The organism is Mycobacterium sp. E802, assembly GCF_001666875.1.
Taxonomy (GTDB): domain Bacteria; phylum Actinomycetota; class Actinomycetes; order Mycobacteriales; family Mycobacteriaceae; genus Mycobacterium.
In genome coordinates this window covers 1-18220 of sequence record NZ_LZJD01000087.1, presented here as the reverse complement: position 1 = coordinate 18220, position 18220 = coordinate 1, and the positions used below count along the sequence as shown (strand labels likewise).

The following is an 18220-nucleotide window of genomic DNA, read 5'->3' as shown; positions in this document are numbered from 1 at the left end:
CTCGGTAGGACTGTACCCAGCCGCCTGGTCTACGGTGTCGGGGTGTGCACCAGGCCGGCGATGTCTGGATCGAGTTGTTGCAGCGCGACGATGACCGCCACCCGGTAATCCCGGCCGATCTGGGACCGTACGGTCGCCGTGCGGCCACGTCTTTCGGGCGGCCGGATCTCCTCGATGCGTGTTTCGAGGGCGTCGATGAGGTCCTCGAACTCGGTGATGAGCCCGGACAGGATCAGAACCTCCGGATCGAGAACCGCCTCCATCAGGATGGCGGTGTGTGCAATGCGATCGATGACCTCCCGAATGAGTTTCTGGGCGTTCGTGTTTCGGCTCGTTTCCTGCGCCACGGCGTCGAGGTCGATGTCCTTCAGTGGCACACCTTCGGTGTACGGGGCGACCGATTGCATGGCGTGTAGCGACATGCTGGCGTTGACGCAACCGGTTCTGCCGCACGAACATTGGGCATCACTGCCCGAGACCGGCATGTGTCCGACTGCTCCGGCCACCCCCGTCGCCCCCGTGTACGGCCGTCCGCCGATGATCAGGCCGACATTGACATGTCCTCCACAATCAAGCACCAGTGCCGAACGCACCTCCCGGGCATCACCGGCGATCGTCTCGGCCAGCGTCATGGCTTGCGTGGTGTCCTGCACTGCCGTCGGTATGCCGAGCGCGCGGGAGATCGGTCCACCCAGCTCCACGCGGGACCAGCCGAGTGATGCGGATTCGACGACCAATCCCGTTGTGCTGTCGATGAATCCGGGCAAACAGATTCCGGCGGCGGCGACCGGACCCCCACTGGGGTCGTCGATCAGCTGCGTGGCGATCCGGATGATCGAACGGATCACCGATGCCGGGGTCCTTCCGGGGGTAGGGGTCTCGTCTTCACGGAAGATCGTGCCGGTCGCGTCGGCGACGACGACACGCGCGCGACGCTCGTCGATCCAGATGCCCAGCACTCGTCGGGCCTGGGGGTTGCAGCCGAGCAGTTTGCGTGGACGACCGCGGTAACCCGGCCCCTCGACGCGGGAATCCAGCTCGACAAGGGTGCCGTCGTCGATCAACTCGCCGACGATGGCCGTGATAGCCGGGCGGCTCAGGCCGAGTTGGTCGGCGAGGTCGGCTCGGGCCAGTGGCCCCTCGGTTCGCAGGAGGTGAACGACGCGCTGGCGATGCAGCAGGTGCAGCACCTGCTTTTCCCGCCGCGCCGATTCTGACCGTTTCAGCAGAACCTCCTTGACGCCATCAACAGTATGTTGCTATTAAGTTCGTCACAGAAATTAAATAGGCATCTAGGGCATCGGAGCCGCGCCATGACCGCTAGCAATCCGCTCATCAATCCCTCGTTCACCTCGCGTTCGTCGAGCGCGCCGGCAAATTCGACGCCGTCACGTCGAACATCCCAAACTACCGCGCGTATCGGTGCATACAGCGGTGTCGTGGTGACCGGTTGGCTGGTCGCAGCACTCGCCACCGGCGTTGGCGTCGCCGCTGCGGATACGACCGGAACCTCCTCGTCGGACTCCTCGACGTCGAGTGCGGCGAACTCGGCGTCGTCCGGAGAGGGCTCGGCGGTGAAGCGAGCGGAGTCCGGCGCCACAGACAAGACCACGGTGGGGAAGGCCAAGAAAGCCGGCAAGCCGAAGCGGCAAGGAAAGACGTCGTCTGCCCGGGAGGTCGCGCCTGGCGTCACCGTCTCGAGCAGTGGCGGGGCGCAACACACCGATACCGACAGCGACACGAAAACCGCAGGCGCCCAGGAGGAATCGAGCAAGACAGCGTCGTTGTCCGAGGTGATCGACGCGCCCTTGAAGGCGCTGTCGTCGATACCGGACAAGGTTCGGTCGACAGTGCTGGACCTCTCGGTGCACAGCGACAAGCCGAGCGTGGCGGCGCCGGACCTGACACCGAGCGTTGCCTCTTCCCATACCTCGGACACTGCACAGTCGGCCGCACCGGTGAGTCGAGTGGACGTCAGCGAGACGATCAAGAGGTCAGTTGAGCGCGTCGAGGAGGTCACGGGCACGATCGCCGACACGGTTTCGGAGCAGATCACCGAGAAACTCGCCGTGCCGAAGCTGGCGGCTACCGTGCGTGAGGCCAAGTCGCTCGCCGTGTCGAGTGGTACGAAGGCACAGATCGCCACTGCCGCGGTGGTGACGCCGAAGAATCAGGTGGCTACGCCGGATCCGGCCGGCGTGCTCAACGGGATCGTGACGAGTCTGTTGAATCCGTTCCTGGCGCCGTCCCCGGATTCTCCTGAGCCGTTCACCCCGATGGCGTGGGCAGTGTTGGGCTGGGTGCGGCGCAATCTGTTCAATCAGGCGCCGGTGATCAGCAGCCTGACGACCACCGTGCAGACGGGCCAGACGGTGACGGGCAACATCGGGGTAAGCGACGCCGAGGGTGACGCGCTGACGTATACGGTGACGAAGGCGCCGGAGCATGGCACGTTGACGATCGATCAGAAGACCGGTGAGTTCACCTACACCCCCGACGACATCAACTACGATGCCGCGCAGACGGATACGTTCACGGTATCGGTCACCGACGGCAACCGGATCAATCTGCTCAGCCTGTTCAAACCCCGGACTGCGCAGCAAGATCTCGACGTCACCGTGCTCAATCCCACTGTCGAGCGGGTGATCCTGAACCTGCCCGACGGCATCACGAAGCCCAACACCCCGCGGTTCTCCGAAGACGGGCAGTCCATCTACTTCGGGGCCACGCCCGCCGACGGCGGCCGCCAGGAGATCTACCGGATCAGCGTCGACGGCACGAAGGTGGAATGCATCACCTGCGGTGTGTCCACAGAAGTCACCGCCGGGTTGTCGAGAGTTGTTCCCTTCCAGGATGGTTCGGGACGGTTGATGATCCAGGTGACAACCAGCCCGAACTCCTATGTCGTCTACGAAGAGGGTGTCGACGGCAGGCGGCTGGTTCCGGTCATCACCCCACCGGCCGGCGCACGCGTTCTCGATCCTCAGCGTGAGATGCGGATCTCACCCGACGGAACGCATGTGCTGTTCAGCCAGATTCAGATGACGCCGCAGGGTCTCATCACCGCGGTACCGGTGGTCGGCAAGCTGCAACGGACAGACGCCGGTTACGAGATCGCCGACGCCCGGGTGGTTTACCCCGTCGGCGAGGGTAAACAGTGGACGCCGGACGGCAAGGGCGTGATCATCCTCGGCGGCCGCTATGAGGCGGGCAATGTCGACGACATCGTGGTCGACCTGGAGACCGGTGAGGTCACCCGGCTGACCGGCAATCTCGACTACGACGAGGACACCGACCTCTCACCGAACCAGGAATGGATCGCCATCGGCAGTACCCGCGGCTACGGCGCCCTCACGCCGATGACGCGAATTGTGCGGCCGGCGTTCTTGCCCGCCGACATTCAGGGCGCGGTGTACCAGGCCTATGCCGGCTCCTCGGATGGCATGAACATCTCGAACCAGGAGTGGGCACTGGCGGTCGAGGATGACCTCAAGGGCGAGAACGGGATTCCGTTGTTCGCCGACGGCGACGGATACACCGCTCGCAGCATGGCGAGCTGGAACAACACCGGAGACGCGGTGAGCTTCTGGGAGGCCAGTCCAACCGGCGAATCCCGGCTCGTCATCGCCAACCTGAAGTACACCACCAGCGTTGGGCCGGTGGAAGGCGATCGGGTGACGCCGGATCCCACCTGGGCGCCTGAACTCAAGACTTACGTTCCGAGCGCGGCGCCGCTACCGCCCACGGGAACGTATGCCGGCGCGGGCGGTGGTACCGCGGTCGTCAGTGAGGTCACCGATGCCACGGGCCACATCACTCGCACGGTCACATATACCGATTACGTCAACGAGCAGGGGATGATCCTCAACGGCACCGAATCGACGAACACCACCGCCAGCCAGTCATCCATCCACTACCTCGCCGATATCACCGTGACCGGTGAGCACACCGGGTATCTGAAGGCGGATGCCACCATCAACAAGCTCCAGCGCACGATCACCGGCAACATCACCTCTGATCTCGACGGTGACGTGCAGAGCATCGTCGACCAGGACAGGATCGACGAGGACCGGGCGAACATGTAGTCCCTCGAACGCCCCGACCGCTCCGGCCCGCTCACCCACAGTGAGTGCGCCGGAGCGGTTGGCGTTCAGCGCATCCGGGCGAGGATCTGGATCTCGACCAACGCCCCCAACACCAGCTCGCTGACACCGACCGCGGTCCAGGCCGGGTAGGGTGCCGCCACGAACTCGTCTTTGACCTCGCCGAAAAGCTGGATGTGTTGCTGCAGGCCGACGTGGTAGCTGGTGATCGAAACGACGTCGGCGAACGTCAGGCCGGCCTCGGTCAACAGTCCGCGCAGGTTCTCGAACGCCAGCGTGAACTGGTCGCGTGGGTCGTCCGGCAAGGACATGTCGGGACGGATGCCCATCATTCCGGAACAGCGCAGGTGCTCGCCGTCGATCACCGCGGGCGCGTAATGGTGGGCGTCGTACATGTGCTGCATCCACGCCGGCACAACGATTTTCATGGATCGATTCTTATCCGCGAACAGACACAAAACCGTCCCTCTTCCGAGAAAAAGGGACGGTTTTGTGTCTGCTCGGCAGTGAAACTAGACGCGCTCCGGAGCGGGCAGGGCCGCCAGGATGTCGTTGACGCGGTCACGCGCGTCGCCGAAGAGCATCTGGGTGTTCTCCCGGAAGAACAGCGGGTTCTGCACGCCGGCGTAGCCGGAGGCCATGGACCGCTTGAACACGATGACGTTGTCGGCGTTCCACACCGTCAGCACCGGCATGCCGGCGATCGGGCTGCCCGGATCTTCGGCGGCGGCCGGGTTGACGGTGTCGTTGGCGCCGATGACCAGGACGACGGAGGTGCCGTCGAAGTCGTCGTTGATCTCGTCCATCTCCAGCACGATGTCGTAGGGCACCTTGGCCTCGGCCAGCAGCACGTTCATGTGTCCGGGCAGGCGACCGGCGACGGGGTGGATGCCGAAGCGGACATTGACGCCGCGCTCACGCAGCTTGCGGGTCAGGTCGGCCACGCCGTACTGGGCCTGCGCCACGGCCATGCCGTAGCCCGGGGTGATGATCACCGAGTCGGCGTGGGCGAGCAGCTCGGCCGCACCCTCGGCGGTGATCTCGCGGTGCTCGCCGTAGTCCTTGTCCTCAGCCGGGCCGGCTTCGATGCCGAAACCACCGGCGATCACGGAGATGAACGACCGGTTCATCGCCTTGCACATGATGTAGGACAGGTAGGCACCGGAGGAGCCGACGAGGGCACCGGTGATGATCAGCAGGTCGTTGCCCAGCAGGAAGCCGGATGCGGCTGCGGCCCAACCCGAGTAGCTGTTGAGCATCGACACCACGACGGGCATGTCGCCGCCGCCGATCGAGGCGACCAGGTGCCAGCCCAGCAGCAGGGCCAGCACGGTGACCACCACGAGCAGCCACAGGTGCGGATCGATGACGAACCACACGGTCAGCGCGATGAAGACGACCAGGGCGCCGACGTTGAGGGCGTTCTTGCCGGGCAGCATCAGCGGGGCGGACTTGATGCGCGCCGAGAGCTTGAGGTTGGCCACGATCGAACCGGTGAAGGTCACCGCACCGATGAACACCCCGATGAACACCTCGGCGGAGTGGATGCCCAGCATGCCGTCGCGGGCCAGCGCGGCGGCCTCGGCGCCGGCGGGGTCACCTTCGACGTGCAGGTAACCGTTCCAGCCGACCAGCACGGCGGCCAGACCGACGAAGGAGTGCAGCAGGGCGATGAGCTCGGGCATGCCGGTCATCTCGACGACCTTGGCGCGCCACAGGCCGATCGCCGCGCCGACGATCATGGCGCCGATCAGCAGGGCCAGGCCCAGCGGTTCGATCTTGCGGTCGAAGGCCAGCGCGACGGTGGCGATCAGGGCGATCGCCATACCGGCGATGCCGAAACTGTTTCCTGCGCGCGAGGTTTCGTGTTTGGACAATCCGGCCAACGCCAGGATGAAGAGCAGTGCTGCGACGACGTAAGCGGCCGTGGCAACGTTTTCTAAGGTGAGCATGGAATCCGTTCCAAAGTTCTTGTGGGCACGCAGGTTCTAGCTGCGGGAGAACATCGCGAGCATGCGACGCGTCACCGCGAAGCCGCCGAATACGTTGATGCTGGCCAGCAGGATCGCTGCGCAGGCCAGGACGGTGATCGGGAGGTTGCCGTGGCCGATCTGCAGCAGTGCGCCGACGACGATGATGCCCGAGATCGCGTTGGTCACCGACATCAGCGGGGTGTGCAGCGCGTGGTGCACATTGCCGATCACGTAGTAACCGATCACGATCGCCAACGCGAACACCGTCAGGTGCACCTGCAACGCCGCCGGGGAGGCCGCGATCAGCGCGAAGATCACCGCTGCCGCGGCGAACGTGATCCCAAGCCGACGCCCGGTAGACATCGGCGGCTTCTCTTCCTTGACCACCGGGGCCGCGGCCGGCTGGGCGGCGGCCGGGGCCGCCGAGACCTGCACCGGCGGTGGCGGCCAGGTGATCTCCCCGTCGCGCACCACCGTCACCGAGCGCTGCACCACGTCGTCCCAGTCCAGGACGACCTTGCCGTCCTTCTCCGGGGTCAGCAGCTTGAGCAGGTTCACCAGGTTGGTGCCGTAGAGCTGTGAGGCCTGAGCGGGCAGACGCCCGGCCAGATCGGTGTAGCCGATGATCGTCACACCGTTGTCGGTGACGATCGCCTGGTCCTTGACCGTGCCCTCGACGTTGCCGCCGTTGGCCGCGGCCATGTCGACGATCACGCTGCCCGGCTTCATCGAGGCCACCATCTCGGCGGTGATGATGCGCGGTGCGGGCTTGCCGGGGATCAGCGCGGTCGTGACGATGATGTCGACGTCCTTGCACTGCTCGGCATACAGCGCGGCCTCGCGCGCCTTGTAGTCGTCGCCCATCTCCTTGGCGTAGCCGGTCGCCGACACCTCGGCGGCTTGCGGATCGACAGCCAGGTACTCGCCACCCAGGGAAGCAACCTGATCGGCCACCTCCGGGCGCGGATCGGTGGCCCGCACCACCGCACCCAGGCTGCCGGCGGCACCGATGGCGGCCAGGCCGGCCACACCGGCACCCACGACGAGCACCTTGGCCGGGGGCACCTTGCCGGCTGCGGTCACCTGACCGGTGAAGAACCGGCCGAACTCATGGGCGGCCTCGATCACCGCGCGGTAGCCGGCGATGTTGGCCATCGACGACAGCACGTCCAGCGACTGGGCCCGCGAGATACGCGGCACCGCGTCCATGGCCAGCACCGTGATCGGGCGGGCCGACAACTTCTCGACAAGCTCGGGCTTGAGCGCAGGCGAGATCAGGCTGACCAAGGTCGCACCATCGCGCAGCTTGGCGATCTCGTCATCCTCAGGTGCATTGACCTTCAACACCACGTCGGCGTCCCAGGCCTGGCCGATCTGCGCACCCGCGTCTATGTAGGCCCCGTCGGCAAAACTCGAGGCGGCACCCGCGCCAGACTCCACGACTACTGTGTAGCCGAGCTTGACAATCTGCCCGACGGTTTGAGGTGTGGCAGCAACGCGCGTTTCCCCAGGCAGGGACTCGCGCGGTATCCCGATGATCATCGACTCCGGTCCGATCTGTTGGTTGGACTGGAGAAGAGTCTCCCATCTGCGTAACCGCTGTTGCGCTCCCCCCTCGAGGGCGGGCCCGCGAAGTTCCTACTGAATCGTTACAACCAGTCACGGCGTTTGAACATCGCGTACAGCAATACGACGAGCGCGACGATCAGGGCGCTACTGACGACGAACCCGGCCACGGTGTCGATTCCCGGGTAGGTCACGTTCTGCCCGTAGAAGCCGGTGACGGCCGTGGGCACCGCGATGATCGCGGCCCACCCGGTGAGCTTCTTCATCACCGTGTTGAGCCGGGCGTCTTGCAGTGACAGGTTGGTCTCGAAGACCGTGGTCACCATGTCCCGCAGGGATTCGGTCCACTCCGAGGCCCGCAGGACGTGGTCGTACAGATCGGCATAAAGGGGATCGAGTTCGGGCGAGGTGGGTGAATCCAGCCTGCGGTGCTGAATGGTGCTGACCACTTCGCGCATCGGCAACACCACCCGCCGCAGCTCGACGAGGTCCTTGCGCAGTGTGAAGGTCCGCCGTTGCAGGCCGCGCCGGGGACCGCGCTCGTCGAACAGTTCGTCTTCAAGGGATTCGATGGCGTCGTCGAGTGCCTCGACGGCTTCGAAGTGCCCGTCGACGACGACGTCGAGCAGGCCGTGCACCAGTGCGCCGACGCCGTAGCGCTGGCCACCGAGATCGTCGAAGCGGCGCGACACCTCGTTGACGTCGAACTCTGTGGCCGCGCCGTTGACACTGGGCAGCCGGACGGTGATGAGACCGCGCGGCAGGACGAACGCCGAGATGCGGTGCTTCACCAACTGCGACGTGAACGGCTCGGCGTTCCCATCGGGCTCCCGAACGTCCACCGCGTATACCGTGAAAAACGTATGTGTGTGGTACACAGACGCTTTCGTGCGTTCCTTGGGGGCGACGGCATCTTCGACGGCCCACGTGTTGAGGCCGAGTTCCTTGGCGAGTTCACGTAGCGCCTCGTGATCGGGATCGTAGATGTCGGCCCAGATCAGCGTGTCCTCGTCGGCCAGGCATTCGGAGATGGCCGAGAACGTGAAACCGTCGACCGGTTTCCCGGACCGCCAGATGCGTCCCTGCACGTGTCTCACATCCATCAGTCAAGCACCGCGGGATCGTTGCAGCGGTAGCCACGCGCGTGCTCGGTACTCTCGATGGGGACCTGCCCGATCTTGAACGCGAGGCCCAATATCCGATGAAGGATTCCCCACTCGACGGACTGATGGCCCGTGTCGGCGGTGTCAGCGGCATGGTCTATTCGGCGCTGCCTGTGACCGTGTACGCGACGGTCTCCGCGCTCTCGGGTCGGGTGCCCGCGATCATCGCCGCGCTGGTGACGGCGGCCGTCGTCCTCGGCTGGCAGCTGCTGCGCCGCGAGTCCGTCAGACCGGCGCTGTGGGGATTCGTCGGGGTGGCGGCTTGTGCGCTGCTGGCCCTGGTGACCGGGCAGTCCAAGGACTTCTATCTGCCGGGCATCTGGATGTCGCTGGCCTCGGCCATCGTGATGACCGGCTCGATCCTCGTCGGGCGTCCCCTCGTCGGGGTGATCTGGGCCTGGGCCACCGGCCGGGACGGCACCTGGCGCCAGGTCCCCGGGGTGCGGCTGGTCTTCAATGTCGTCACCGCGGTCTTGGCGACGGTGTCCTGGTCGCGCTTCCTGGTGCAGAACTACCTCTACGACACGGGCCAGGACGGGCTGCTCGCGGTGGCGCGCCTGGCGATGGGGTGGCCGCTGTTCGTCGTCACCACGACGCTGGTCCTGCTCAGTGCCCGCTACGCGATCCGCGCGACCACCTGAGCTGCCGATAAAACTCACCGGGATTTCAGCCCTTCACCACGGCGATCCCGGCCGGTACCAATACCCGGGTGAACGAGACGCTGCCCGGATGCTGTCGTCGCTGAAGCCTTGAACCCCCCGCTTCAGCAACAGAAAGCAGTCCAGAAGTGTCTGTGTTCGTCGATATCACCGCCGGCGAGTCCGACGCCGAGCCGCGTCGGGTCGCGCCGTCATCCCGCGGGCGTGTCCCGCTGATCCACCTCGCCCTGCCCGTGCTGTCGGTCGTGGTGTTCCTCGCGGTGTGGCAACTGGTGGCGTGGGCCGGCATCTGGAACCAGACGTTCGTGCCGTACCCGTCGGCGGTCTGGCGCGCCTTTCTCGACGTCTCGACCAGCCACGACGGCGTCCGCGGCTACGCCGGATACCTGTTGTCCGAGCACCTTTACATGACGCTGCGCCGAGTGTTGGCCGGTGTGGTGATCGGCGTGGTCCTCGGTGTGCTGCTCGGACTGCTGATGGGCTCGGTCGGCTGGCTGCGCAGCGTGCTCGAACCGTGGTTGACGTTCCTACGAGCGCTGCCCCCGCTGGCCTACTTCTTCCTGCTGGTGATCTGGCTGGGCATCGACGAGGCGCCCAAGATCACGCTGCTGGCGCTGGCAGCGTTGCCACCGGCCGCGGTCGCCACCACCGCGGCCGTGGTGGCCGCGCCGGTCGGATTGCAGGAGGCGGCCCGGGCGTTGGGCGCCACCCAGGCCCAGGTGATCCGCGACGTCGTGGTGCCCTCGGCATTGCCGGAGACCTTCACCGGAATCCGCCTGGCTGTCGGCATGGCCTATTCGTCGGTGGTGGCCGCCGAACTGTTCAACGGTATCCCCGGCATCGGCGGATTGGTCAAGGACGCAAGCAATTACAACAACACCCCGGTCGTGCTGGTCGGGATTTTCGCCATCGGGATCTCCGGTCTGGTGATCGATGGAGGTTTGCGCGCCGTGGAGCGGCGCGCTGTTCCCTGGAGAGGACAAATATGAAATTCAAGTCGTTGCTGGCCGCCGCCGCGATCTCGATGGTCGCGCTGTCCGGCTGCGCGGTGGACCACTCCGGAGACAACTCCAAGAAACCCACCATTCGCCTTGGCTACCAATCCTTTCCGAGCGGAGATCTGATCGTCAAGAACAACAAGTGGCTCGAAGAGGCATTGCCGGATTACAACATCAAGTGGACGAAGTTCGATTCGGGCGCCGACGTCAACACCGCGTTCGTCGCCAAGGAACTGGATTTCGCCTCGATCGGCTCCAGCCCGGTGGCCCGTGGCCTGTCCGCACCGCTCAACATTCCGTACCAGGTGGCGTTCGTCCTCGACGTCGCCGGGGACAACGAGGCGCTGGTGGCCCGGGACGGCGCCGGCGTCAACTCCATCGCCGATCTGCGCGGTAAGCGGGTCGCCACCCCGTTCGCGTCGACCGCCCACTACAGTCTGCTGGCAGCTCTGGCTCAGAACGGCTTGTCGCCCAATGATGTTCAGCTGATCGATTTGCAGCCGCAGGCCATCCTCGCGGCCTGGGACCGCGGCGACATCGCCGCGGCCTACAGTTGGCTGCCCACCCTCGACCAGCTACGCAAGACCGGCAAGGATCTCATCACCAGCCGGCAGCTGGCCAAGGACGGCAAGCCGACGCTGGATCTCGCCGTGGTGTCCGACGAGTTCGCCGACGCGCATCCCGAGGTCGTCGACGTCTGGCGGCAACAGCAGGCGCGCGCGCTGGACGTGATCCACAACGATCCGCAGGCCGCAGCCAAGGCGATCGCCGCCGAGGTCGCCCTGAGCCCGGAAGATGTTGCCGGACAATTGAAACAGGGTGTCTACCTGACCCCGGCCGAGGTGGCCTCACCCGAGTGGCTCGGCACCGACGGCGCGCCGGGGAACCTCGCTGCCAACCTGCAGAGCGCCTCGCAGTTCCTGGCGGATCAGAAACAGATTCCCGAGGCAGCTCCGCTGCAGACGTTCTCCGACGCCATCTACACGAAGGGGTTGCCCGATGTCATTGCCAAACAGTGACGTTGCCGGTGGCCTGAAGATCAAAAACGTCGCCCACCGTTACGGGCGTGGAGCGCAGGAGGTCACCGCGCTCGGTCCGGTGGATCTCGATGTCGAAGCCGGATCGTTCTTGGTCCTGGTGGGGGCGTCGGGGTGCGGTAAGAGCACGCTGCTGCGGCTGATCGCCGGGTTCGAAACACCGTCGCAGGGCCAGGTGGAGGTGTCCGGCACCCGCCCGACGCCTGGCGTCACTTCCGGCGTGGTGTTCCAGCAACCACGGTTGTTTCCGTGGCGCACGGTGGGCGGCAATGTGGATTTGGCACTCAAGTACGCCGGTGTGCCGCGTGAACGACGCTCGGAGCGCCGCGAAGAGCTGTTGGAGCGCGTCGGGCTGGAAGGTACCGCTCGCCGCAAGATCTGGGAGATCAGCGGCGGGCAGCAGCAGCGGGTGGCGATCGCCCGGGCGCTGGCGGCCGAGACGCCGCTGTTCCTGCTCGACGAGCCGTTCGCGGCGCTGGATGCCCTGACCCGCGAGCGGTTGCAGGAAGACGTCCGCCAGGTGAGCGCGGAGTCGGGCCGCACCACGGTTTTCGTGACGCACAGCGCCGACGAAGCGGCGTTCTTGGGGTCGCGGATCGTGGTATTGACCCGGCGGCCGGGAAAGATCGCGCTGGACCTGCCGGTGGAGTTGCCGCGGACCGGCGTCGACGCGCACGAACTGCGACGCTCGCCGGAGTACCTCAAGCTGCGGACGGATGTGAGTGACGCGGTCAAACTCGCTGCCGCGTAAGGCGTTCACCGAAAGTGACACCAGGGTGGCAAACCTTCACGGGTAACGACCCTGATGTCAGTTTCGGCGTAACCGGCGGTGCAGGAATCCGTCGATCAGGCCGGCGACCTCGTCGACATGCGTTTCCAGCAGGAAGTGCCCGCCGTCGAGCAGGTGGATCTCGGCGTCGACGGCGTCCTTGCCGAAGGCCCGCGCGCCGTCGGGCCCGAAGATGGGATCGCCTTCACCCCACACGGCCAGTACGGGAACGCCACTGGTGCGCAGGTATTCGTGCAGTGCAGGGTAGAGCGGTGCGTTGGTGGCGTAGTCGCGGAACAACTTGAGCTGCACCAGATCATTGCCGGGGCGGGAGACCATGGCCGCGTCGTGCACCCAGGTGTCCGGGTTGACCAGGCTCTCGTCCGAAACCCCGGTCAGGTATTGCCATTTGATGCCGTCCAGGCTCAACGCGGTCCGCACGCCCGCCTCCGTCTCGGGGGTCTGCTCACGCTGGTAGTCCCACACCGTGGTCCAGAAACTGTCGACGAAGCCTTCGTCGTAACCGTTGCCGTTCTGGGTGACGATCGCGGTGATGGCCTCCGGGTGTCGCAGGGCCAACCGCCAGCCGATCGGGGCGCCGTAGTCCTGGACGTAGATCGCGTAACGGTCGACCCCGAGTTGGTCGAGCAGGCCGTCGGTGAGATCGGCGAGTGCGTCGAAGGTGTAGTCGAACTCGGTGACGGCAGGCGCATCGGAGTGCCCGAAGCCCAGGTGGTCGGGAGCGATGACGTGGTAGTGCTCGGCGAGTCGGGGGATGAGGTCGCGGAACATGTACGAACTCGTGGGGAAGCCGTGCAGCAGCACGATCGCTGGCGCGTCGGGTGCTCCGGCCTCCCGGTAGAACAGCTGCTTCCCCTCGACGGTGGCGTAACGATGGTGCACGGTCATGACTAACTCCTATAACTAGTTTTAACGGTTAGGCACAGTCAACGCCGCGACGAGTAACCTGTCAATAGGTTTTTGGAGGTTAGTTATGAAGCTGGTGGAGGTCGGCTCGTGCGACGAGGCCCTGCTGCTCGATCTGCTCAACACCACGCCGGTGAGCGACGGCGTTCAGCACGACGTGCTCAAGGAAGCCCCCGGCGCGCAGGACTGGCTGCGTGAACACGGGATACGCAAGGCCGAACTGGCACACCTGATCGAGGCCCGGAACGTCCTTCAGGCCGTGGTGCGTGGGGCCGAGCCGGCTGCCGCGCTCGAACCGTTCGTCAAGGCAGTGGCACTGCGGGCGAATGCGACAGCGGACGGGCTGGACTGGGAACTGGACATCGATGATGCCCGGCGCGGGGCCGTACGGGCCGTGCTGGCCTGGGATGCGTTGCAGAACACGAGCCCGGGGCGGCTACGCGCGTGCGCGAACCCGGAATGTCAGCTGTTCCTGATCGATCGCAGCAAGCCGAACACCGCACGCTGGTGTTCGATGGCGATCTGTGGAAACCGAATGAAGGCGCGCCGGCATCACCGGCGCGCGAAAACTACAGAGGCTGACCAGCAGCCGTGATCACACCGGCGGGTATGCCGGGGGCGGGTAGACGCCGCGCAGACCCCAGGCCAGCCACGGAAAGAAGAAGTCACTCTCGTCGCTGAGGTCGTAGTCAGGATTCGGATCCATCCCCGCAGTCTAGACGCAGGACGCCAGGGGCGAACAGGGTCGAGAACGGAATTGCCTACACTCTTCAACCATCTAGTTGATTGATTTCCCGGGCGAGGTCCGGGCGATGCTGATAGTGAGTGTGCTATGTCATCCGATGCAGAGGGCGGCCGGGGGCGCGGAGGAACGGCTGCCAACGGGACATCCCGTCGCGATGAGCTGCTGACCGTGGCGGCCAAACTGTTCGCCGCGCGCGGTTATCACGGCACCCGGATGGACGACGTCGCCGAGGCGGTCGGCCTGAACAAGGCCACCGTCTACCACTATTACTCCAGCAAGTCGCTGATCCTGTACGACATCTACAAGAGCACCGCGGACTTCACCGTCGAAGCCCTGCACGACGACCCCACGGCCTCGGCGCGCGAGACCATCTACAACTTCACCCGGCGGCTGCTGGTCGGCATCGCCAACGACCTGGAGCGCGCCGCGGTGTACTTCCAGGAGGGGCCCTACATCGCCGAGTGGTTCACCGAAGATCAGGTGACCTACATCCGGCGTGCGGAGACTCAGGTCTACGAGCATGTCCGTGACGTGATCGACCGTGGGATCGCCAGCGGTGAGTTCTTCGACTGTGACTCCCACGTCCTGGCCCTCGGCTACATCGGCATGACGCTGGGCGCCTACCGGTGGCTGCGTCCGCACGGACGACGCACCGCCGAGGAGATCGCCGTCGAGTTCAGCACGGCCTTGCTGCGCGGGCTGATCCGCGACGAGACGGTCCGCAACGAATCCCCGCTCGGTGTCGAGATCGGGGAGAAGGCTTAGAACATGACCGATCTGTTCCGACTGGACGGCAAGGTCGCCGTCGTCACCGGAGGTGGTCGCGGTATCGGCCTGATGATGGCCCGCGGCCTGCTGCAGGCGGGGGCCTCGGTGTACCTGTCGAGCCGCAAGGAGGCCGAGCTCGATGCGGCGGTGAACGCGCTGTCCTCGCTGGGCCGGGTCGCCGCGGTGCCGGCCGACCTCGGCACCGCCGAGGGAGTCGCCGCGCTGACCGCAGCGGTCACCGGACGCGAGGACAAGATCCACGCCCTGTTCAACAACGCCGGCGCGGCCTGGGGCGCACCCTACGACGAGTTCCCGGAGTCCGGGTTCGACAAGGTCTACAACGTCAACGTCAAAGGCGTGTTCCTGCTGACGCGGGCGCTCACCCCGCTGTTGAATTCCGGTGCCACCGAAGAGGATCCGGCCCGGGTGATCAATACCGGCAGCATCGACGGCATCGTTGCGCCCGAGAAAGGACGCGACAACTTCTCCTACAGCGCCAGCAAGGCCGCCGTCCACATGCTGACCAAGCATCTCGCCGGTGAGCTGGCCCCGAAGATCCTCGTCAACGCGATCGCGCCCGGGTTGTTCGAGTCCCGCATGACCAAGGAGCTGTTGCGAGCCGGCGCAGATGAGGTCGGCGGGCACCTTCCGTTGGGCCGGATCGGCCAGCCCGACGACATCGCCGGCATCTCGGTGTTTTTGGCCAGCCGGGCCAGCGCCTACATCACGGGTGCGGTCATTCCCGTCGACGGCGGCGCGAGCACGATCCGATGAAGTTCTAGAACTCGATGATCTGGCGCACCGCGCGCCCGTCGGCGAGCTCGTCCATCCCGGTGTTGATCTGATCGAGCGTGATCGTGCCGGACACCAGGGATTCCACCGGTAGGCGCCCGGCCCGCCAGAGTTCGACGAAACGCGGGATGTCGCGCGATGGCACGGCCGAGCCCAGGTAGCTACCGATCAACGACCGGCCCTCGGCCACGAACCCCAACGGGGACACCGAGATTCGGGCGTCTGGCCGGGGGAGCCCGACGGTGATGGTGCGGCCGCCGGGACCGGTGAGAGCGATGGAGGTCTCGAGTGCGGCGGGATGTCCGGCTGCTTCGATCACCACGTCGGCCCTGAGACCGGCAGCCTGTTCGGGGGTGTAGGTCTCGTGCACCCCGAGCTCACGGGCGCGGGTGAGTTTGTCCGGGAGCTGGTCGACGCCGACCACGCGGACCCCGTCGTGGGCCAGCGCGGTCAGCGCCGCGGCCATGCCGACCCCACCCAGTCCGACGACCGCCACGGTCTGCCCCGGCCGAGGCACGCCCACATTCAGGACCGCGCCACCGCCGGTGAGCACCGCACACCCCAACAATGAGGCCACCACCGGCGGGACGTCACCGGCCACGGGCACCACCGAGCGACGGTCGACGACGGCGTAGGTGGCGAAGCCGGATACGCCGAGGTGATGGAACACCGGCTTGCCGTTGCGGGTGAGCCGGATGTCGCCGTTCATCAAGGTGCCTGCGCCGTTGGCGGCCGACCCGGGGCCGCAGGGCGTCAGGCCGTCCGTCGCGCACGCCGGACACGCGCCGCAGCGTGGCAGAAACGTCATCACCACCCGTTGGCCGACCGGCAGGTCGGTGTCCCCGGCCTCCACGATGCCGGCGGCTTCGTGGCCCAGCAGCATGGGCACCGGCCGTACCCGGTTGCCGTCCACCACCGACAGGTCGGAGTGGCACAGTCCGGCGGCTTCGATGCGCACCAGCAGTTCGCCGGGACCTGGTTCGGTGAGCTCCAGGTCGCTCACCTGAATCGGTTGCGATTCGGCGTAGGGGCGGGGAAGTCCGATGTGCTCGAGCACGGCGCCGCGGATCAACATGTCACCAGCCTGTCAGACTGCCGGGATGACCGACGGAGCCGAAGTGACCCGCGAGGACTTTCCGCTGCACTGGCCGGTGCTGACCCGATGGACCGACAACGACATGTTCGGTCACCTCAACAACGCGGTGTACTACGAGCTGTTCGACACCGCGATCAACGCCTGGATCAACACCAGTTGCGACATCGATCCAGTCGCCGCGCCATGGCTCGGGGTGGTCGCCGAGTCGGGTTGCCGCTATTACGCCGAGCTCAAATTCCCCGACCCATTGGTGGTCGGTCTGGCCGTGGCGCGGTTGGGCAACAGCAGCGTGACCTACCGGCTGGGGCTGTTCGAGCCCGACGGACCGGTGGCGGCGGTGGGGCATTGGGTGCACGTCTACGTCGACCGGACCACGCGTCGTCCCGTTCCCATTCCCGACGTGATCCGTGCGCTGCTGCAGTCGATATGCTCGCCGGATGCCACTCGTGAGCAAGACCGTCGAGGTTGAAGCCCCTGCCGAGCAGATCATGGCGATCGTCGCTGATTTCGAGGCGTACCCGCAGTGGAATCCCGAGATCAAAGGCTGCTGGATCCTGGCCCGCTACGACGATGGCCGGCCCAGCCAGCTGCGTCTGGATGTCGAGATCCAGGGGCAGTCGGGCGTCTTCATCAACGCCGTCTACTACCCGGCCGAGAGCCAGATCTACACCGTTCTGCAGCAGGGGGACCACTTCACCAAGCAGGAGCAGCGCTTCTCGGTCATCCCCTTGGGACCCAACAGCACCTTGCTCCAGGTCGATATGGACGTCGAGGTCAAGCTGCCGATCCCGGCCATGATGGTCAAGAAGCTCATCGGTGACACCTTGGAGCACCTGACCAAGGCCCTCATCGAGAGGGTGCAGCAGCTGTCGGCCTAGGCGGCACGGTCGGCAGCTGCCGCCCGCAGTTCCAGAACGCGGTTGCGGATGCGCCACTCGGTGGACCGAGGCATCTCCACGGATCGGTACCGGCCGCGCCGGGTGCGGAGCACTCGGTCGTGTGCCATTTCCCAGCGCAACGCATCGGAGATGGCCTTCGACGGCCGACCCGCCGTCGTGAATCCTTGATCGTCGAGCGCGTCGACTAGATCGGCGACCGATTGCGTGCCGTACTGGAGCAGTTGCATCGTCAGCACATAGCGGAGATTGGTGCCCCGCAACAAGAGTTTGTCCATCATGGCGTCACGTTGTCACGGGGCACCGACAGCTACCGCGGCCGCGGCTTTCGAACGCCTATCCGATGTGCCCGGCTATTAGCGACAATTCAGCGACAATCGCCACATTGGCATCCCAGGCCTCGCCAAACACATTGTCGCTGAGCGGTTTTGCCTCTCACGTCGCACTGACCTCTTGGGCCACCAAATGCCCCATGGGCCACGGATTTTGGGGTGCCCAGCTGTCAGCGACAGAGTCGCTCGCATGCGGACACTGGGCAGATGAGGCCCAAGAGGTCAGTGCGACGTGAGAGGCAAAACCGCTCAGCGACAATGTGTTTGGCGAGGCCTGGGATGCCAATGTGGCGATTGTCGCTGAATTGTCGCTAATAGCCGGGCACATCGGATAGGCGTTCGAAAGCCGCGGCCGCGGTAGCTGTCGGTGCCCCGTGACAACGTGACGCCATGATG

The 18220-nt window shown here is 65.7% G+C and carries 19 protein-coding genes; 10 read left to right on the top strand and 9 right to left on the bottom strand.

Annotated elements, in window-relative coordinates; genetic code table 11:
- Positions 1–29 precede the first annotated feature (29 nt).
- On the bottom strand, positions 30–1190 hold the full coding sequence (locus A5699_RS13625; RefSeq protein ID WP_067770065.1) for an ROK family transcriptional regulator: 1161 nt from the start codon (positions 1188–1190) through the stop codon (positions 30–32).
- A 252-nt stretch (positions 1191–1442) separates the two neighbouring features.
- On the opposite strand from A5699_RS13625, the gene A5699_RS13615 reads away from it, so the two are divergent.
- The gene (locus A5699_RS13615) at positions 1443–4085 is read left to right on the top strand and encodes a hypothetical protein (RefSeq protein WP_231965711.1); all 2643 of its coding nucleotides are present in this window, start codon (positions 1443–1445) and stop codon (positions 4083–4085) included.
- A 65-nt stretch (positions 4086–4150) separates the two neighbouring features.
- Here A5699_RS13615 and A5699_RS13610 read toward each other — a convergent pair whose 3' ends face one another.
- From A5699_RS13610 to A5699_RS13595, 4 genes are all read right to left on the bottom strand, one after another.
- Complete coding sequence (locus tag A5699_RS13610; protein ID WP_067770060.1) at positions 4151–4531, bottom strand: RidA family protein; 381 nt, start codon at positions 4529–4531, stop codon at positions 4151–4153.
- 84 nt (positions 4532–4615) lie between these two features.
- The gene (gene pntB / locus A5699_RS13605; protein WP_067770058.1) at positions 4616–6055 is read right to left on the bottom strand and encodes a Re/Si-specific NAD(P)(+) transhydrogenase subunit beta; all 1440 of its coding nucleotides are present in this window, start codon (positions 6053–6055) and stop codon (positions 4616–4618) included.
- A gap of 36 nt (positions 6056–6091) precedes the next feature.
- The gene (locus A5699_RS13600; RefSeq protein ID WP_067770057.1) at positions 6092–7618 is read right to left on the bottom strand and encodes a Re/Si-specific NAD(P)(+) transhydrogenase subunit alpha; all 1527 of its coding nucleotides are present in this window, start codon (positions 7616–7618) and stop codon (positions 6092–6094) included.
- A 107-nt stretch (positions 7619–7725) separates the two neighbouring features.
- Positions 7726–8739: a magnesium transporter CorA family protein gene (locus tag A5699_RS13595; protein WP_157561237.1), complete on the bottom strand. Its 1014-nt coding sequence runs from the start codon at positions 8737–8739 to the stop codon at positions 7726–7728.
- A 104-nt stretch (positions 8740–8843) separates the two neighbouring features.
- Between A5699_RS13595 and A5699_RS13590 the strand changes: the two genes are divergently transcribed.
- The 4 genes from A5699_RS13590 to A5699_RS13575 all read left to right on the top strand — a co-directional run bounded on the left by A5699_RS13590 (position 8844) and on the right by A5699_RS13575 (position 12250).
- Entirely contained in the window at positions 8844–9446 is a 603-nt protein-coding gene (locus A5699_RS13590) for a DUF3159 domain-containing protein (protein ID WP_067770091.1), read from the top strand.
- A gap of 146 nt (positions 9447–9592) precedes the next feature.
- Positions 9593–10453 (top strand): ABC transporter permease, encoded by an 861-nt coding sequence (locus A5699_RS13585; RefSeq protein WP_067770053.1) that lies wholly within the window; start codon positions 9593–9595, stop codon positions 10451–10453.
- The gene (locus A5699_RS13580) at positions 10450–11481 is read left to right on the top strand and encodes an ABC transporter substrate-binding protein (RefSeq protein WP_067770051.1); all 1032 of its coding nucleotides are present in this window, start codon (positions 10450–10452) and stop codon (positions 11479–11481) included. The genes A5699_RS13585 and A5699_RS13580 overlap by 4 nt, the downstream gene beginning before the upstream one ends.
- Positions 11462–12250, top strand: coding sequence for an ABC transporter ATP-binding protein (locus tag A5699_RS13575; RefSeq protein WP_157561232.1), 789 nt, complete (start codon positions 11462–11464; stop codon positions 12248–12250). Before A5699_RS13580 ends, A5699_RS13575 begins: the two co-directional genes overlap by 20 nt.
- Positions 12251–12307: 57 nt before the next feature.
- Here the strand turns inward: A5699_RS13575 and A5699_RS13570 are convergent, their stop codons facing one another.
- Complete coding sequence (locus tag A5699_RS13570) at positions 12308–13177, bottom strand: alpha/beta fold hydrolase (protein WP_067770049.1); 870 nt, start codon at positions 13175–13177, stop codon at positions 12308–12310.
- An 85-nt stretch (positions 13178–13262) separates the two neighbouring features.
- On the opposite strand from A5699_RS13570, the gene A5699_RS13565 reads away from it, so the two are divergent.
- A complete protein-coding gene (locus A5699_RS13565; protein WP_067770047.1) occupies positions 13263–13790 on the top strand; it encodes a CGNR zinc finger domain-containing protein in 528 nt (175 codons plus the stop codon).
- On the opposite strand, the gene A5699_RS29125 is transcribed toward A5699_RS13565, so the two are convergent.
- Positions 13791–13901 (bottom strand): hypothetical protein, encoded by a 111-nt coding sequence (locus A5699_RS29125; RefSeq protein ID WP_003883225.1) that lies wholly within the window; start codon positions 13899–13901, stop codon positions 13791–13793.
- A gap of 126 nt (positions 13902–14027) precedes the next feature.
- On the opposite strand from A5699_RS29125, the gene A5699_RS13560 reads away from it, so the two are divergent.
- Both A5699_RS13560 and A5699_RS13555 read left to right on the top strand, forming a co-directional pair.
- Positions 14028–14705 carry a TetR/AcrR family transcriptional regulator gene (locus A5699_RS13560; RefSeq protein ID WP_067770045.1) on the top strand — a complete coding sequence of 226 codons (678 nt, stop codon included), beginning with the start codon at positions 14028–14030 and terminating at the stop codon, positions 14703–14705.
- Positions 14706–14708: 3 nt separating this feature from the next.
- A complete protein-coding gene (locus tag A5699_RS13555; protein ID WP_067770043.1) occupies positions 14709–15482 on the top strand; it encodes an SDR family oxidoreductase in 774 nt (257 codons plus the stop codon).
- A 4-nt stretch (positions 15483–15486) separates the two neighbouring features.
- Here A5699_RS13555 and A5699_RS13550 read toward each other — a convergent pair whose 3' ends face one another.
- Positions 15487–16575: an alcohol dehydrogenase catalytic domain-containing protein gene (locus A5699_RS13550; protein WP_067770041.1), complete on the bottom strand. Its 1089-nt coding sequence runs from the start codon at positions 16573–16575 to the stop codon at positions 15487–15489.
- Between the two features lie 25 nt (positions 16576–16600).
- On the opposite strand from A5699_RS13550, the gene A5699_RS13545 reads away from it, so the two are divergent.
- Both A5699_RS13545 and A5699_RS13540 read left to right on the top strand, forming a co-directional pair.
- Positions 16601–17065 (top strand): thioesterase family protein, encoded by a 465-nt coding sequence (locus tag A5699_RS13545; protein WP_067770038.1) that lies wholly within the window; start codon positions 16601–16603, stop codon positions 17063–17065.
- The gene (locus tag A5699_RS13540; RefSeq protein WP_067770036.1) at positions 17034–17474 is read left to right on the top strand and encodes an SRPBCC family protein; all 441 of its coding nucleotides are present in this window, start codon (positions 17034–17036) and stop codon (positions 17472–17474) included. Before A5699_RS13545 ends, A5699_RS13540 begins: the two co-directional genes overlap by 32 nt.
- Here A5699_RS13540 and A5699_RS13535 read toward each other — a convergent pair.
- Positions 17471–17773 carry a hypothetical protein gene (locus A5699_RS13535; protein WP_067770034.1) on the bottom strand — a complete coding sequence of 101 codons (303 nt, stop codon included), beginning with the start codon at positions 17771–17773 and terminating at the stop codon, positions 17471–17473. The two genes, A5699_RS13540 and A5699_RS13535, sit on opposite strands and share 4 nt — an antisense overlap.
- Between the last annotated feature and the right edge of the window lie 447 nt (positions 17774–18220).

Excerpts from the sequence above, each read along its gene's own strand:
- A5699_RS13610 (WP_067770060.1), bottom strand. The coding sequence starts at position 4,531 with ATGAAAATCGTTGTGCCGGCGTGGATGCAGCACATGTACGACGCCCAC.
- pntB (WP_067770058.1), bottom strand. The coding sequence starts at position 6,055 with ATGCTCACCTTAGAAAACGTTGCCACGGCCGCTTACGTCGTCGCAGCA.
- A5699_RS13600 (WP_067770057.1), bottom strand. The coding sequence starts at position 7,618 with ATGATCATCGGGATACCGCGCGAGTCCCTGCCTGGGGAAACGCGCGTT.
- A5699_RS13590 (WP_067770091.1), top strand. The coding sequence starts at position 8,844 with ATGAAGGATTCCCCACTCGACGGACTGATGGCCCGTGTCGGCGGTGTC.
- A5699_RS13580 (WP_067770051.1), top strand. The coding sequence starts at position 10,450 with ATGAAATTCAAGTCGTTGCTGGCCGCCGCCGCGATCTCGATGGTCGCG.
- A5699_RS13575 (WP_157561232.1), top strand. The coding sequence starts at position 11,462 with ATGTCATTGCCAAACAGTGACGTTGCCGGTGGCCTGAAGATCAAAAAC.
- A5699_RS13570 (WP_067770049.1), bottom strand. The coding sequence starts at position 13,177 with ATGACCGTGCACCATCGTTACGCCACCGTCGAGGGGAAGCAGCTGTTC.
- A5699_RS13565 (WP_067770047.1), top strand. The coding sequence starts at position 13,263 with ATGAAGCTGGTGGAGGTCGGCTCGTGCGACGAGGCCCTGCTGCTCGAT.
- A5699_RS29125 (WP_003883225.1), bottom strand. The coding sequence starts at position 13,901 with ATGGATCCGAATCCTGACTACGACCTCAGCGACGAGAGTGACTTCTTC.
- A5699_RS13560 (WP_067770045.1), top strand. The coding sequence starts at position 14,028 with ATGTCATCCGATGCAGAGGGCGGCCGGGGGCGCGGAGGAACGGCTGCC.
- A5699_RS13555 (WP_067770043.1), top strand. The coding sequence starts at position 14,709 with ATGACCGATCTGTTCCGACTGGACGGCAAGGTCGCCGTCGTCACCGGA.
- A5699_RS13550 (WP_067770041.1), bottom strand. The coding sequence starts at position 16,575 with ATGTTGATCCGCGGCGCCGTGCTCGAGCACATCGGACTTCCCCGCCCC.
- A5699_RS13545 (WP_067770038.1), top strand. The coding sequence starts at position 16,601 with ATGACCGACGGAGCCGAAGTGACCCGCGAGGACTTTCCGCTGCACTGG.
- A5699_RS13540 (WP_067770036.1), top strand. The coding sequence starts at position 17,034 with ATGCCACTCGTGAGCAAGACCGTCGAGGTTGAAGCCCCTGCCGAGCAG.
- A5699_RS13535 (WP_067770034.1), bottom strand. The coding sequence starts at position 17,773 with ATGATGGACAAACTCTTGTTGCGGGGCACCAATCTCCGCTATGTGCTG.